We start from the raw sequence: 14,778 nt of genomic DNA on the forward strand, positions 1-14,778 counted from the left end.
CGCGGCGGCAAGGATTTCAGGAGTAGGTGACCCAACTTTCGTAGGCAGGGCCGTCCAGATGCGGCAGCGTGTTGTAGGTCACGAGCATGTGCCGCTTGGGTGTAAAGGCGAACTCGGTCACCGACGTGTTGCGGATACGCAGGTTGAGTTCGATCGTCGTCTCCGCGCTCGTCCCCAACACATGGCCCACCGCCGTGCTGATCGGCCCCCCGCTCGACACCACCAGCACCTTTGCGCCATGGTGCTTACCGCGGACATGGTCGAGCGCCGTCGTCACGCCCGCCATGAAGTCGACATAGCTCGGCATTCCGGCCGGCGTCGTCCTGCCCTGCATCCACGCGCCCAGCCCCTCGCGCAACAGGCGAAAGTGATGGCGGTACATCTCAGGCGAATCGGGCTTCTCCAGCTTGCCTTCGTGGATGGTGGCGATGACCGCCTCGCTGTCGTATTCGTTGAGGCCGGGCCACGGCAGCACGTCGTCGCGCTCCAGGCCGAGGCCCTTGGCGATGCCCTCCCAAGTCTGGCGATGGCGCTTCAACGTGCCGGTGATGACGGCATCGAACTTCATGCCGCGCTCGCGCCAGTACTCGCCGAGGCGAACGGACTGCCGGTGCCCGAGTTCGCTCAGGTTGTCATAGTCGGCAGCGCCAAAACTGGCCTGTCCGTGGCGCACGAGATAGAGGGTTCCCATGCACGGGATTCTGGCAAGAAGCCGAGCCGCAGCTTGTCCCTCGGGCGACCGATTCATGGGGGCCAAAAAAAAGCCCGAGCGGTCGGCTCGGGCTGTCTCTGGCAACGCTGTGTACGTCAGCGGCCCGCGGCGGGCGGCAGCGGCTCCGTCGGCTTCGGCACCAGGATCTCGGCCTTGAAACGGTCCTTCAGCAGGTTGTAGTACGCGGCGTCTTCTGCGGCAGCCACGGACTGGCCGACCTGTGCCTGTTCCTGCTTCGCGAGTTCGGGCGCCGGCGGCGTGCGCGGAACGACCTTGGTCACGCGGACCACGGCATAGCCCTGCGCGCCGAGGTCCACGCCCACGAGTGCGGGCAGCTTGGAAGGGTCGGCACGCAACGCGGCATCGATGACCGGCAGTGGCTGCGACTGCGCTTCGCGGCGCGAAACGGTCAGAGGCGCGCCGAAAGTCGCACCGTCCGCCTTGGCAGTCCACGCGGCGAGCTTGGCTTCGCCTTCGGTCTTGGCGAGCACCGAGGCGCGTTCGGCAATGAGTTGCGCACGGATCTTGTCCTTGACGTCGGCCAGCGGCACCGGATGTGCAGGCGTGTACTTCGTCACGCGGCCCGATGCGAGTTGGCTCGGGCCGACTTCGATCGCCTCGGTGTTCTGCTTGCGTTCAAGCGAATCGGTTGCGAAAAGCGCGCTCAGGAAATTGCGGCTGGCCATCGGGCCGGTGCTGCCCGGTGCGGGCACGCGCGCAACATTGTTGGCCGTCTGGATCGTGAGCTTCAGCTTCTCGGCAGCGGGCTTGAGGCTGTCGGGCGACTGGTAGACGGCGTCGGTGAATGCTTCGGCGGCCTTCGCGAACTCCTGCGTGGCCTGCTGCGAGCGCATGTCGTTCTCGATGGTCGCGCGCACCTGCTCGAAAGGCGGCACCACGGCCGGCTTGATGTCGGTCAGGCGAATGATGTGATAGCCGAATTCGGTTTCGACGACGCCGCTGGTTTCGCCCTTCTTGAGCGCGAACATCGCGTCTTCGAAAGGCTTGACCATGGCGCCCTTCGTCACGAAGTCGAGGTCGCCGCCCTTCTCCGCCGAACCCGGGTCCTGCGAATTCTTGCGTGCAACGTCGGCGAAGCTGGCAGGCGACTTCTTCACTTCGGCCAGCAACTGCTCGGCCTTGGCCTTGGCCTTTTCGCGATCCGCCGCGGGCATGCTGGACGGCGCGGTGATCAGGATGTGGCTTGCACGGCGCTCTTCCTTGGTGCCGAAGCGCGCGGCATTCTGTTCGTAGTAGGTCTTGAGGTCGGCCTCGTTCACGACGACGTTCTTCTTGGCCGCGTCGAGGTCGAGCACGAGGTATTCGATGCTGGCCTGCTCGGGCGCCTGGAACTGCGCCGTGTGACCCTTGTAGTAGGCCTCGATGTCGGCATCGCTCACCGTCACCTTCGAAGCAAAGCTGTCGGGGCCGAAGCGCGCCACCTGGATTTCGCGGCTGTCGTAGAAGGCATTGATGGTCGTGGCGGCCAATGCAGGCGGCGTGAAGGCAGTGCCGGAGACACCCAGCAGCACCTGCTGCGTAGCCATGTCGGAGCGCACCGAAGCTTCGTACTGCTCCGGCGTGCGGCCGGTCACGCGCTGGAAGGCCTCGCGGTCGAACTTGCCGTCGGGTGTACGGAACGCGGCCAGGCCCGGGTCCTGCGCGAAGATGCGCGACAGGCGCTCTTCGGACACCGTCATGTTGACCTTGGCCGCCGCGGCGGCCAGCACGCGGTCGCGCACCATGCGCTCCAGCGTGGCGTAGCGCAATGCATCCGACTCGAGCAAGGTCGGGTCGACGTTGGGCGACTGCTGGCGAATACGGTCCGTCTCAACGCGGTGCTGCTGATCCCATTCGGGCTTCGTGATGTCGTGCCCTTCGATGCGGGCGACCTTCTCGTCGCGCCCGAATCCCTGATAGCGCTCGACGCCGAAGAACACGAACGAGGGAATGATCAGCAAGAACAAGAAAATCATGACGACCTTGTTGTACTTGCGGAAGGTATCAAACATGCTTGAACACTCTTTTTCGACGGCTGTCGGACGGCAATAAAAAAGGCGAACTTGCGGTTCGCCTTTGCATCGGGTGGGTGGTGGGTGCTGAGGGGCTCGAACCCCCGACCTACGCCTTGTAAGGGCGCCGCTCTACCAACTGAGCTAAGCACCCCACCGGGAATACTTTCCGAGTCTAACGTCTTAGTTCAGCGCGTCTTTCAGCGCCTTGCCCGGACGGAACTTCGGGATCTTGGCTGCCTTGATTTTAATCGCGTCGCCGGTGCGGGGATTTCGGCCGGTGCGGGCCGCGCGCTTGCCTACTGCAAAAGTGCCGAAACCGACGAGCGAAACGGAGCCGCCTTTCTTGAGCGTGGTGCGAATGGCGCCAATAGTGGATTCGAGTGCACGCGTCGCTGCGGCTTTGGAAATATCGGCGTTCTTTGCGATGTGCTCAATCAGTTCGGTCTTGTTCACAAGGGCCCCTTGTAGGAAAAAGTTGGTCGGCTTCCGTCAGCTGCGACCTGGCCGCAAACGATGCGACCCCAGAGCCTGGCAAGACTGACGCCTCGGCAGCGCGCTGCCAGCGAGGATTACAACCACTGGTCTGCAGGGTGTCAATAAGACGCGAAGCCATGCCGATCAGCGGAGCGCGCGATTTTAGAGGCCTTTCGTGAAGCCCTTTTTCAGGGCGGCTCAAAGGGCGGCGGCGATCGCCTTGCCCACGTCGCTGGTGCCGCCCGTTCCGCCGATGTCGGGGGTGCGCGGCGCTCCGCTTTGGGGCGCAAGCACCTTTTCGATGGTCGAAAGAATGGCGTCGTGCGCCTGCTTGTGGCCCAGGAACTCCAGCATCATCGCGCCGCACCAGATCTGCCCGATCGGGTTGGCGATGCCCTTGCCGGCGATGTCGGGCGCCGAGCCATGCACCGGCTCGAACAGCGACGGCGCGGTGCGATCGGGATTCAGGTTGGCGCTCGGCGCGATGCCGATGGTGCCGGTGCAGGCCGGCCCCAGGTCCGACAGGATGTCGCCGAACAGGTTGCTCGCCACCACCACGTCGAAGAAGTCGGGCCGCTGCACGAAGTGCGCCGTGAGGATGTCGATGTGGAACTTGTCGAGCTTGACGCCCGGGTAGTTCTTGCCCATCGCGGCCACGCGCTCGTCCCAGTACGGCATGGTGATCGAGATGCCGTTCGACTTGGTGGCGCTGGTCAGGTGCTTCTTCGGCCGCGACTGCGCGAGCTCGAAGGCGAACTTCAGCACCCGGTCGACGCCGATGCGCGACATCACGGTTTCCTGCACCACGATCTCGCGCGGCGTGCCTTGGTACATGCGCCCGCCGATGCTGGAGTACTCGCCCTCGGTGTTCTCCCGCACGATGTACATGTCGATCTCGCCGGGCTCGCGCGGCGTGCCGTCGCGCCGCACCACGGGCGCGATGATGCCGGGCATCAGGCGCGCGGGACGCAGGTTGATGTACTGGTCGAACTCGCGGCGGAACATCAGCAGCGAGCCCCACAGGGAGACGTGGTCGGCGATCTTCTCGGGCCAGCCGACCGCGCCGAAGAAGATGGCGTCGTGCCCGCCGATCTGGTCCTTCCAGTTGTCGGGCAGCATCTGGCCATGCTTCTCGTAGTAGTCCCAGCTCGAGAAGTCGAAGTGGTCGAATTTCAGGTCGATGCCGAACTTGCGCGCCGCAGCATCGAGCACGCGCAGGCCCTCGGGCATGGTTTCCTTGCCGATGCCGTCACCGGCGATGACTGCGATTCTGTGGGTGCTCATGGTGTGGCTCCTGCTCGTTCGAGATGGGTGAAAGGCGAAAAGAATGCCTGCGCCTCGGCGAGCAACTCGCCCGGCGCTTCTTCGGGAACGTAATGACCGCACGGCAACGCGCGGCCCGACACTTCGGCCGCGCGTTCGCGCCACAGCGCGAGCACGTCGAAGGCCTTGCCGACCGCGCCGTGCTCGCCCCACAGCACGCGCAGCGGCTGTGCCAGGCGCTGGCCGGCGGCGATGTCGGCGCGGTCGTGCACGAGATCGATGGTGGCGGAGGCGCGATAGTCCTCGCAGATGGATTCGGCCGTGCCCGCGATGCCGGCGCAGCGCTCGTATTCGGCCAGCACCTCGGGCGCGAAGGGCGCGAGGCCGGCATGCCGCCCGCCCATCACGCTGCGCACGTAGCGCACGGGGTCGGATGCGATCAGCGCCTCGGGCAGCGGCGGCGGCTGGATCAGGAAGAACCAGTGCCAGTAGGCCTTGGCGAAGGCTTCGGAGGTGTGCTCGTACATCGCGAGCGTGGGTGCGATGTCCAGCAGCAGCATCCGCTCGACTGCGTCGGGGTGGTCCGCGGCGAGCCGGTGCGCCACGCGCGCGCCGCGGTCATGGGCCAGCACGCCGAAATGTTCGAAGCCGTGGTGCCGCATGGCGGCGAGCGCGTCGAGCGCCATCTCACGCTTGCTGTAGACCACGTGTTCGGCATCAACTGCAGGCCGGCCCGAATCGCCATACCCGCGCAGGTCGACGGCGACCACGGTGAACCGCTCGGCCAGCGCCGGAGCCACGCGATGCCAGATCGCATGCGTCTGCGGATGGCCGTGCAGCAGCAGCAAGGGAGCACCGCGCCCGCCGATGCGCCCGTGGATGCGCACGCTATCGCGCTCAATATCGAAAGTGGGAAAGGAAAGGAAGGAGGCTGTCACGCAAACGATTGTGCGTTGCGCCCGGACGATCATCAAGCAACAATCAGCCAATTCATACTTTCCGATGTGGCATGAATCCTCTCTCGATGGATCGTGGCGACCTGGCACTGGTGCTGGCCATTCGCGACCAGGGCAGCCTGGCGGGCGCTGCGGCCACGCTCGACGTCGTGCCCTCGGTCATCACCAAGCGGCTGGGCGCGCTGGAGGCGCGCCTGGGCCAGCGCCTTTTCGAGCGCACCACCCGGCGGCTCAGCGTCACGGCCGAGGGCGAGGCGGTCTGCCTGCATGCGCGAGCGCTGCTCGACGGCTTCGCCGCCCTCGAAAGCGAACTCGGAGAACGCCAGAACGAACTGACCGGCACCGTCCGCCTGGCCGCGACCTTCGGCTTCGGCCGCCGCTGGCTGGGGCCGGCGCTGGCCACTTTCCAGGCGCGGCACCCTGCACTGCAGATCGAACTGCTGCTGACCGAGCAACTGCCGGACCTCGGCGCCGAGGGTTACGACGGCGCGGTCTGGCTCTGGGCGGTGCAGCAGCGCCGTGCGGCCGACTGGATCTCGCGGCGCATCGCGCGCAACCAGCGCGTGCTGGCCGCCTCGCCCGCCTACCTGAAGCGCCGCGGCACGCCCGGCACCGTCGAGGCGCTGGCTTCGCACGATTGCCTGGTCGCGCGCGAGAACGGCGATGCCAGCCAGCGCCAGTACGCACTCTGGACCCTGCGCCATGTGCGCGACGGCAGCACGGCGCGCGTGCGTGTGCAGGGGCCGCTGGCCAGCAACTCGGGCGAGATGGTGCGCGACTGGTGCGTGGCCGGGCATGGCGTCATGCTGCGCAGCCTGTGGGACATCGCACCCCAACTCGCGAGCGGCGAATTGGTGCGCGTGCTGCCGCAATACGCGATGGCGGAAGCGGACATCCACTGGATCGCGCCCTGGCGGCCGAAGACGCCTCGGCGGGTGCGCCTGCTGGTCGATCACCTGGTGGAACAGTTCCGCGGCGAGCCCTGGAAGCCGGGCAAGGCCGATACGCGCTGAAGAGAAAAGCGCCGGCGCTCAGCGGCCGTTGCGCACCACGAGGCTCACGCCCACCGCAGTGAGCGCAATGCCCAGCACCGTCACCAGCGTGATCGGCTCGGAGAACAACAGCCACGCCATCACGGCCGTGCAGGGCGGCACCAGGTACAGCAGGCTCGTGACGGCCGTGGCCGTGCCGCGCTGGATCAGCATGTAGAGCAGCGAACTGCCGCCCAGCGACAGCGCCAGCACCGACCACGCCATTGCGCCGCCGGAGTGCAGGTTCCACTGGATGCTCTCCGACTCCAACGCCGCGAAAGGCAATGTGACAAGCAGCGCGGCCGCCATCTGCACCGCGCTTGCACTGCGCACGTCGCAGGGCGCGACAAAGCGCTTCTGGTACAGCGTTCCCGCCGTGATCGAGACCAGCGCCATCAGCGTGAGCCCCATCGTCAGCACGCTCACCTCGCCGCCCTGCCCGAGCTTGCGCAGCACCACGAGCACCAGGCCCGCGAAACCAAGCCCCAGCCCGACCCACTGCCGCTGCGAGATGCGGCCGCCGTGGAAAGACAGCCAGACCGCCGTCAGCACCGGCTGGATGCCGACCAGCAGCGCCACCAGCCCCGCGCCCATGCCTTCCCGCACCGCGGCCCACACACCGCCCAGGTAACCGGCCTGCATCAGGATGCCCGTGGCCGCCAGGTGCCCCCACTGCGCGCGCTGCTTTGGCCACGCGACCCGCGCGAGCGCGACCCACACGCCGAAGCAAGCCAGCGACAACGCATAGCGCACGGCCAGGAACTTGAGGGGTGGCGCATACGGCATGCCGTAGCGCGCGACGATGAAGCCCGTGCTCCAGATCAACACGAAGACCGCCGGCATTGCCCGCAGCCAGCCCGCGTTGCGGGCCGCGGCTGCCGCGGTCATTTGGTGCGGGCCCGGATTTCGGGAATGGCCTTCTGCAAGTAGTACACCATCGACCAGATCGTGAGCACGGCCGAGATCCAGATCAGCCACTGGCCCCAGACGCCGGTGTCGATCACCCGGAACAGGTGCCCGTCAAAAAGCAGGAACGGAATGGCGATCATCTGCACGGTCGTCTTGACCTTGCCGATCATGTGGACCGCCACGCTCTTGCTTGCGCCGATCTGCGCCATCCATTCGCGCAGCGCCGAGATGGCGATCTCGCGGCCGATGATGATCAGCGCCACGAACACGTCGGCCCGGTTCAGGTGCACCAGCACCAGCAGCGAGGCGCACACCAGGAACTTGTCGGCCACCGGATCGAGGAAGGCGCCGAAGGCCGAGGTCTGGTTGAGCCGGCGCGCCAGGAAGCCGTCGAGCCAGTCGGTGGCGGCGAAGACGATGAACATCACCGTGGCGATCAGGTTGCGCATCGGCTCGCTGATCGGAAGGTAGAACACGCCGACGATCAGGGGGATCGCGACGATGCGCGTCCAGGTCATGATGGTCGGCAGGGTCCAGAACATCGCTTGATTGTGTCATGGCGGCATTAACCCCCAACGGGGGTCGCGCCCTCAGTGCAGCGCCTTGTAGATTTCCTCCGCCAGGTCGGAGGCGATCCCCTCGACCGACGCGATGTCCTCCACGCTCGCCGCCGCCACACCCCGGATGCCGCCGAAGCGCTGCAGCAGCCGCGCGCGCCGCTTCGGTCCGATGCCCGGAATGTCCTCGAGCTGGCTGCCGCCGACCCGCACCTTGGCGCGCTTGGCCCGCATGCCGGTGATGGCGAAGCGATGCGCCTCGTCGCGGATCTGGGCCACCAGCATCAGCGCGGCCGAGTCCTTGCCCAGGTAGACCTTCTCGCGGCCGTCGGCGAACACGAGTTCCTCGAGCCCGACCTTGCGGCCCTCGCCCTTCTCGACCCCGACGATCAGCGACAGCGGCAGGCCCAGTTCGCTGAACACCTCGCGCGCCATCGACACCTGCCCCTTGCCGCCGTCGACCAGCACCAGGTCGGGCATGCGCGCGGCCTTGATCTTCACCGGCGCCTCGCTGCCGTCGCTCTCGGCATCGCCCGGAGGCAGGGCGTCGGTCTCGGCCGCCATCGCCTCGGCCAGCTTGCCATAGCGGCGGTGCAGCACCTGGCGCATGGCCGCGTAGTCGTCGCCGGGCGTGATGCCCTCGATGTTGTAGCGGCGGTACTCCTTGTTCTGCATGGCGTGGTGCTCGAACACCACGCATGAAGCCTGCGTCGCCTCACCCGCGGTGTGCGAGATGTCGAAGCATTCGACGCGGAAATTGTCGAGATCGTCCGATGCCAGCTCCAGCGCATCGGCCAGCGCGCGCGTACGCGCCTGCTGCGAGCCCTCCTCAGCGAGCAGCCGGGCCAGCTGCAGCTTGGCGTTGGTCTCGGCCATTTCGAGCCAGTGCCGGCGCTGCTCGCGCGGCTGGAACACCGCCGTCACGCGCGTGCCGGCCTGCAGCGAAATCGCCTCGATCAGCTCGCGGCCCACCTGCTCGCTCAGCACCAGCGTGGCCGGCACCGGCACGTCGATGTAGTGCTGGGCGATGAAGGCCTCGAGCACCTGCACCTCGATCGGGTCGGTCGCGGCGGGCGGACCACCCTCTTCTTCATCGTCGAGTTCACCGTGGTGGATCTGCGCCGCGTCTTCCACATGCACGGGAAAGTACGGCCGGTCGCCCAGGTGGCGGCCGCCGCGCACCATCGCCAGGTTCACGCAGGCCTTGCCGCCTTGCACCTTCACGGCCAGGATGTCCACGTCCTTGTCGGACGCGATCTCGATCGACTGCTGGTGCAGCACGCGCGAGATGGCGGACATCTGGTTGCGCAGCTCGGCCGCCTGCTCGAACTCGAGCTTCTCGGCGTGCGCAGTCATGCGCTGTTCGAGCTTGGAGAGCACGAGCTGCGTATCGCCCATCAGGAAGGCCTCGGCGCTGGCCACGTCCTGCGCATAGACATCGGGCGCGACGTAGCCGACGCACGGCCCGCTGCAGCGCTTGATCTGGTACAGCAGGCAAGGCCGCGTGCGGTTGGCGTACACCGTGTCTTCGCAGGTGCGCAGGCGGAACACCTTCTGCAGCAGCTGGATCGATTCCTTCACCGCCCAGGCGCTCGGGTACGGCCCGAAGTAGCGGTGCTTCTTGTCGACCGCACCGCGGTAGTACGCCAGCCGGGGGAACTGGTGCGACGCGATCTTGAGATAGGGGTAGCTCTTGTCGTCGCGAAACAGGATGTTGTAGCGCGGCTTGAGCGTCTTGATCAGGTTGTTCTCGAGCAGCAGCGCCTCGGCCTCGGAGCGCACCACCGTGGTCTCCATGCGCACGATCTTCGAGATCATGTGGCCGATGCGGGTGCCGCCGTGGTTCTTCTGGAAGTAGTTGGCGACCCGCTTCTTGAGGTTGCGCGCCTTGCCCACATAGAGCACGGCGCCGGCCGCGTCGAAGTAGCGGTAGACGCCCGGCAGCTGCGGCAGGGCCGCGACTTCGCTGAGCAATTGATCGGAATGCACGTCTGACATGGCGGCTATTGTGGCGCGCGGCACGCGGCCCGGCGCCCGCCTGCGCGCAAACCCCGACGCAGCTGGAATGAAACCTGCTGAAGATAGCCACGGGCGCGAGGAGCGCCCGGTTTTTTCAACATACCTATTCGGGAAATCTGCATGAACAAGAACAACAGGCGCGCCTGGTGGGTGCTCTCACCCATCGCGCTCTCGCTGAGCCTCGCGGGCTGCGGCGGCGCCTCCCGCAATGACGCGCAAGACACGACAACGATTCTTGCAACCATCGCCGCGATCAACGCGGCCAATCAACCGGCCCAGCAGCCTGCCCCGAGCGCACCCGACAACGGCTGCCTCACCTCGACCGGCAACTCCTCCGTGGTGGTCGGCTCGGGGGATGCCGGCGATCCGGCCGCGCCCGAGGCGGCCTCGGGCTACGCGCCGGGGCACAAGCTGGTCTACGCGAAGAATTACATGGTCGTCGCCAACCACCCGTTGGCCACGCGCGCCGGCTGCGACGTGCTGAAGGCCGGCGGCAGCGCAGTCGATGCGGCGGTGGCCGTGCAGGCCGTGCTGGGGCTGGTCGAGCCGCAATCGAGCGGTCTGGGCGGCGGCGCCTTCATGCTCTATTACGACGCCGCGACGAAGAAGGTGCAGGCCTACGACGGCCGTGAGACCGCGCCCGCCGCGGCCACCGAGAACTACCTGCGCTACGTGGACGACGCCACCGACACCAGCCTGCCCAAGCCCGGCGGCGCGCGCGCCAGCGGCCGCTCGATCGGCACGCCCGGCGCGGTGCGCATGCTCGACATCGCCTACCAGGACCACGGCAAGCTGCCCTGGAAAGACCTCTTCAGCTACGGCATCACGCTGGCCTCCGACGGCTTCCTGATCGGCGGGCGCATGACCGCCGCCATCTCGTCGTCGGCCGCCAGCCTCAAGCGCGACGCCGAGGCCACGGCCTACTTCTTCAACGCCGACGGCACGCCGAAGGCGCTGGGCACCCGCCTGCAGAACCCGGCCTACGCCAAGACGCTGACCACCATCGCGACGCAAGGCGCCAACGCCTTCTACACGGGCGACATCGCCCAGGGCATCGTCGACAAGATCGGCGTCACGGTCGCCGCGAACGACGGCTCGGCCATCACGCCCGGCAAGACCACGCTGGCCGACCTGGCCAACTACAAGGCCAAGCGGCGCGACCCGGTCTGCGGCACCTATCGCGACTACTACGTGTGCAGCATGTCGCCGCCGTCCTCGGGCGGCATCGCGGTGGTGGCGAGCCTGGGCATCCTCGAGACCTTCAACATGGGCCTGTACAAGCCGACCGCCATCGGCATCGAGGGAGGCAAGCCGACCGTGATGGGCGTGCACCTGGTGAGCGAGGCCGAGCGCCTGGCCTATGCAGACCGCGACAAGTACGTGGCCGACACCGACTTCGTTCCGCTGCCGGGCGGCTCGGTCGACACCATGATCAACAAGCCCTATCTGCAGAGCCGCGCCAGCCTCATCAGCCTGGCGAAGAGCATGGGCGTTGCCCAGGCCGGCAACCTGGGCGCGGTGCCGCTGGGCATCGACAAGACCGAGGAGCATGGCACCACGCACTTCACCATCGTCGACAAGCAGGGCAATGTGGTGGTGATGACCACCACGGTGGAAAGTACGCTCGGCTCGTTCCACATGACACAGGGCTTCATGCTGAACAACCAGCTGACCGACTTCTCGGCCAACCCGAACGACACGGTCGATCCGAGCATCAAGGTGGCCAACCGGGTCGCACCCGGCAAGCGCCCGCGCAGCACGATGGCGCCGACGCTGGTATTCAGGAAGCAGGCCGATGGCAGCATGGGCGAGTTCGTCATGGGCACCGGTTCGCCGGGCGGCGGCACCATCATCCAGTACGTCGTGAAGACGCTGGTCGGCGCGCTCGACTGGGGGCTCGACGCCCAGCAGGCCACGTCACTGGTCGACTTCGGTGCCTCCAACAGCGTGACCACCAATGTCGGCGGCGAGCATCCGAACATCGACGCGACGAACTCGGGCCTCAACGACCCGCTGGTCGCCGGGCTGATCGGACTGGGTCACAAGGTGTCGGTCTCGGCGCAGTCCAGCGGCGTGAGCACCATCATCCGCACCAGCGTCGGCGGCAAAACCGTGCTGACAGGCGGCGCTGACCCGCGGCGCGAAGGCATCGTGCTGGGCGATACCTTCACGCCCTGAGGGCGTTGGCCTGGACGAAGTGGTGCTCGCAGGCGCCGCTCATCGGCGCGCCTACTTCGCCAGCTCCGACACCAGCCGGTACAGGAACTCGCGGCCGTCATAAAGCCGCTGGATCTCGATGCGCTCGTCGAGCCCGTGCGCGCGCGCATCGGACGGCTCCAGGAAAATGCCGCTCACGCCGTACATCGGAATGCCCGCGTTGCGCATGAAGCGGCTGTCGGTGGCGCCTGTGCTCATCGCAGGCACCACGGGCACGCCGGGCCACATCTGCTGCGTGAGCGACTCCACGGTCTTCACAAGGTCGCCGTTCAGCGGCGACGCCGGGCTGCGCAGCGGCTTGCCCATGTTGCGCACCACGATCTTGTCGTTGCCGACCGCCTGGGTCAGCAGGCGCTCCACTTCCTCGGGATCGTCGTGCGGCAGGATGCGGCAGTTGACCGTGGCCTTGGCCGATTGCGGCAGCGCGTTCTCGGCATGGCCGGCCTGCACCATCGTCGCGACGCAGGTGGTGCGGAACTGCGCGCTGTAGGCCGGGTTGGCCGACATGCGCTCGATGACCGCTGCGTCGGGGTTGCCCGCGCCTACCGCGCGCATGTCGTCGGCCAGTTGGCCGGTGGCGAACGGTGCGCTGCGCGCGAAGTAAGTCTTCGTGACCTCCGCGAGCTTCACCGGAAAGCTGAAGTTGCCCAGCCGTTCCAGGCCGGCGGACAGCGCATAGATCGGGTTGGTCTTGGTCGGCACCGAGCTGTGGCCACCCACGTCGCGCGCCTCCAGCATGTAGGTGGTGTACATCTTCTCGGCCACCTGCATGCGGTGCAGGTTGGGCTTGCCGCCGCGCAGCTCGCCGCCGCCGCCTTCGTTGATGCCGAACTCCGCCTGCAGGAGTTCGGGCTTGTTGTTGATGAGCCAGAAGGCGCCGTTGCTGAGCGCATCGCCGCGCTCTTCGTCGGCCGTCAGCGCCAGGATGATGTCGCGCTTGGGCTTGAAGCCCTCCTGCTTCAGCTGCCCCATCACCGAGACCAGCGCCGAGGCCATCGCCTTGTCGTCGATGGCGCCGCGCGCGGTGAAGTAGCCGCCGGTTTCCTGCAGCTTGAAGGGGTCGGTCTTCCAGTCTTCGCGCCGGGCCTCGACCACGTCGATGTGGGCCAGCAGCAGCAGCGGCTTCTTGCTGCCGTCGCCCTTGAAGCGCAGCACCAGGTTACCCTTCTTCGGGAAGGGTTCGAAGATCTGGATGTCGCCGGGCGCGAAGCCCGATTCGATCAAGCGCTTTTCCATGGCGCGCGCGGCCACCGTGTTGTCGCCCACCGAATGGCTGGTGTTGATCTCGATCAACTCCTTGTAGATGTCGTGAAAGCGCTGCTGCTGCGGCGTGAGGGCCGGCGGGGTCTGCGTCTGCGCCATGGCCGCGGTCATGCCGCACAGGGCCAGCGAGGCGGCGAGCACGGTTCTCGCGGCACGGAAGGTCTTCATCCTCATGGGTTCTCTCTCCGGTGGTGGTTGTGCCGGACAGCATAGCAAGCACCGCCCGCGAACACGGGCACACTCGCGCCCATGCAATCGAGGCAATGGGACATCTTCTGCAAGGTCATCGACAATCACGGCGACCTCGGCGTCTGCTGGCGGCTGGCCCGCCAGCTGGCCGCGCTCGGCGAACGCGTGCGGCTGTGGATCGACGATGCGGCGGCGCTGCGCTGGATGGCGCCCGAGGCTCGCACTGGTCGCGACGGCGTGGAGGTGATCGACTGGCTCGACGCCGCTGCGCTTCGGGCTGCCGTAGCGGGGCCGGCGCCCGACGTATTGATAGAAGCCTTCGGCTGCGAGCCGGCGCCGGAATCGATCGCCCGTTTCGCCGAAGGGCCGGGCAGTGCGTGGATCAACCTCGAATACCTGTCGGCCGAACCGTACGTGGAGCGGCTGCATGGGCTGCCGTCGCCGGTGTTCAGGGGTCCCGGCGCCGGGTTGACCAAGCGCTTCTTCTATCCAGGCTTCACGCCAGCCACGGGCGGGCTGCTGCGCGAGCCCGACCTGATGGAGCGCCGGGCGCGCTTCGACCGGGTGCAGTGGCTGGCCGAACGGCAGATCCCGTGGCGAGCCGACGAACGCCTGCTCTCCCTCTTCTGCTACGAGCCGCCTGCACTGGCCGCCCTGCTCGCCCGGCTGGCGGAAGGCCCCGAACCCACGCGCCTGCTGGTGACGGCGGGCCGCGCCACCCAGGCAGTCCAGGCTTGTTTTGGGGGCGCCCCATCGACCCACGGGCGCGGTGCGCTATCAATTTCATACCTCCCCTATCTCACGCAGCCCGATTTCGATCACCTGCTCTGGGCCTGCGAATTGAATTTCGTGCGCGGCGAGGATTCGCTGGTGCGCGCCCTCTGGGCCGGCGCGCCGCTGGTCTGGCAGATCTACCCGCAGGACGACGATGCCCACCACGTCAAGCTGAACGCCTGGCTGGACTGGCTCGGCGCCCCGCCCTCGCTGCGGCTTTTCCACCACGCCTGGAACGGCTTCGTCGACGGTGCCCTGCCGCTGCCTGAAACACAGGGCCCGTGGCTCGAAACAACACTGGACGCCCGCACGCGGCTGCTCGCCCAGGACGATCTGGTCACGCAACTGCGGAAACTGATCGGCCAAAAAAGCTAAAATAGCAGGCTTTGCGGATTTCGG

Annotated in this window: 12 protein-coding genes and 1 tRNA gene; 3 read left to right on the plus strand and 10 right to left on the minus strand. The window is 67.0% G+C overall.

Annotation, left to right across the window (positions count from 1 at the left end; all coding sequences use genetic code 11):
* Positions 1-16: 16 nt before the first annotated feature.
* The 6 genes from ACEN9N_RS14510 to ACEN9N_RS14535 form a co-directional block, all read right to left on the minus strand.
* On the minus strand, positions 17-691 hold the full coding sequence (locus tag ACEN9N_RS14510; RefSeq protein WP_007830713.1) for a histidine phosphatase family protein: 675 nt from the start codon (positions 689-691) through the stop codon (positions 17-19).
* A 116-nt stretch (positions 692-807) separates the two neighbouring features.
* Positions 808-2,724, minus strand: a complete 1,917-nt coding sequence (locus ACEN9N_RS14515) for a SurA N-terminal domain-containing protein (RefSeq protein WP_495656349.1) — start codon at positions 2,722-2,724, stop codon at positions 808-810.
* 78 nt (positions 2,725-2,802) lie between these two features.
* Positions 2,803-2,878 (minus strand) — tRNA-Val (locus tag ACEN9N_RS14520).
* Positions 2,879-2,907: 29 nt separating this feature from the next.
* On the minus strand, positions 2,908-3,180 hold the full coding sequence (locus ACEN9N_RS14525; RefSeq protein WP_007830705.1) for an HU family DNA-binding protein: 273 nt from the start codon (positions 3,178-3,180) through the stop codon (positions 2,908-2,910).
* A 219-nt stretch (positions 3,181-3,399) separates the two neighbouring features.
* Positions 3,400-4,485: a tartrate dehydrogenase gene (locus ACEN9N_RS14530; protein ID WP_495653857.1), complete on the minus strand. Its 1,086-nt coding sequence runs from the start codon at positions 4,483-4,485 to the stop codon at positions 3,400-3,402.
* Complete coding sequence (locus tag ACEN9N_RS14535; protein ID WP_413314531.1) at positions 4,482-5,402, minus strand: alpha/beta fold hydrolase; 921 nt, start codon at positions 5,400-5,402, stop codon at positions 4,482-4,484. The genes ACEN9N_RS14530 and ACEN9N_RS14535 overlap by 4 nt, the downstream gene beginning before the upstream one ends.
* Positions 5,403-5,473: 71 nt before the next feature.
* On the opposite strand from ACEN9N_RS14535, the gene ACEN9N_RS14540 reads away from it, so the two are divergent.
* Entirely contained in the window at positions 5,474-6,433 is a 960-nt protein-coding gene (locus ACEN9N_RS14540; RefSeq protein WP_495653858.1) for a LysR family transcriptional regulator, read from the plus strand.
* 18 nt (positions 6,434-6,451) lie between these two features.
* On the opposite strand, the gene ACEN9N_RS14545 is transcribed toward ACEN9N_RS14540, so the two are convergent.
* The 3 genes from ACEN9N_RS14545 to uvrC are packed head-to-tail and all read right to left on the minus strand — an operon-like array spanning position 6,452 to position 9,915.
* On the minus strand, positions 6,452-7,339 hold the full coding sequence (locus ACEN9N_RS14545; protein ID WP_007830697.1) for a DMT family transporter: 888 nt from the start codon (positions 7,337-7,339) through the stop codon (positions 6,452-6,454).
* A complete protein-coding gene (pgsA, locus tag ACEN9N_RS14550) occupies positions 7,336-7,902 on the minus strand; it encodes a CDP-diacylglycerol--glycerol-3-phosphate 3-phosphatidyltransferase (RefSeq protein WP_007830693.1) in 567 nt (188 codons plus the stop codon). The genes ACEN9N_RS14545 and pgsA overlap by 4 nt, the downstream gene beginning before the upstream one ends.
* Positions 7,903-7,950: 48 nt before the next feature.
* Complete coding sequence (gene uvrC / locus ACEN9N_RS14555) at positions 7,951-9,915, minus strand: excinuclease ABC subunit UvrC (RefSeq protein WP_413314533.1); 1,965 nt, start codon at positions 9,913-9,915, stop codon at positions 7,951-7,953.
* Between the two features lie 141 nt (positions 9,916-10,056).
* Here uvrC and ggt point away from each other — a divergent pair, with 141 nt between their 5' ends.
* The gene (gene ggt / locus ACEN9N_RS14560) at positions 10,057-12,114 is read left to right on the plus strand and encodes a gamma-glutamyltransferase (RefSeq protein ID WP_495653859.1); all 2,058 of its coding nucleotides are present in this window, start codon (positions 10,057-10,059) and stop codon (positions 12,112-12,114) included.
* Positions 12,115-12,165: 51 nt separating this feature from the next.
* On the opposite strand, the gene ACEN9N_RS14565 is transcribed toward ggt, so the two are convergent.
* Positions 12,166-13,590, minus strand: a complete 1,425-nt coding sequence (locus ACEN9N_RS14565) for a M20/M25/M40 family metallo-hydrolase (protein WP_413314535.1) — start codon at positions 13,588-13,590, stop codon at positions 12,166-12,168.
* A 75-nt stretch (positions 13,591-13,665) separates the two neighbouring features.
* On the opposite strand from ACEN9N_RS14565, the gene earP reads away from it, so the two are divergent.
* Positions 13,666-14,754 carry an elongation factor P maturation arginine rhamnosyltransferase EarP gene (gene earP / locus ACEN9N_RS14570; protein WP_495653860.1) on the plus strand — a complete coding sequence of 363 codons (1,089 nt, stop codon included), beginning with the start codon at positions 13,666-13,668 and terminating at the stop codon, positions 14,752-14,754.
* Positions 14,755-14,778 lie beyond the last annotated feature (24 nt).

This window comes from Variovorax sp. Varisp46 (assembly GCF_059491885.1).

Coding starts and splice junctions, on each gene's coding strand:
- ACEN9N_RS14510 (WP_007830713.1), bottom strand. CDS start 691: ATGGGAACCCTCTATCTCGTGCGCCACGGACAGGCCAGTTTTGGCGCT.
- ACEN9N_RS14515 (WP_495656349.1), bottom strand. CDS start 2,724: ATGTTTGATACCTTCCGCAAGTACAACAAGGTCGTCATGATTTTCTTG.
- ACEN9N_RS14530 (WP_495653857.1), bottom strand. CDS start 4,485: ATGAGCACCCACAGAATCGCAGTCATCGCCGGTGACGGCATCGGCAAG.
- ACEN9N_RS14540 (WP_495653858.1), top strand. CDS start 5,474: ATGAATCCTCTCTCGATGGATCGTGGCGACCTGGCACTGGTGCTGGCC.
- ACEN9N_RS14545 (WP_007830697.1), bottom strand. CDS start 7,339: ATGACCGCGGCAGCCGCGGCCCGCAACGCGGGCTGGCTGCGGGCAATG.
- pgsA (WP_007830693.1), bottom strand. CDS start 7,902: ATGTTCTGGACCCTGCCGACCATCATGACCTGGACGCGCATCGTCGCG.
- uvrC (WP_413314533.1), bottom strand. CDS start 9,915: ATGTCAGACGTGCATTCCGATCAATTGCTCAGCGAAGTCGCGGCCCTG.
- ggt (WP_495653859.1), top strand. CDS start 10,057: ATGAACAAGAACAACAGGCGCGCCTGGTGGGTGCTCTCACCCATCGCG.
- ACEN9N_RS14565 (WP_413314535.1), bottom strand. CDS start 13,590: ATGAGGATGAAGACCTTCCGTGCCGCGAGAACCGTGCTCGCCGCCTCG.
- earP (WP_495653860.1), top strand. CDS start 13,666: ATGCAATCGAGGCAATGGGACATCTTCTGCAAGGTCATCGACAATCAC.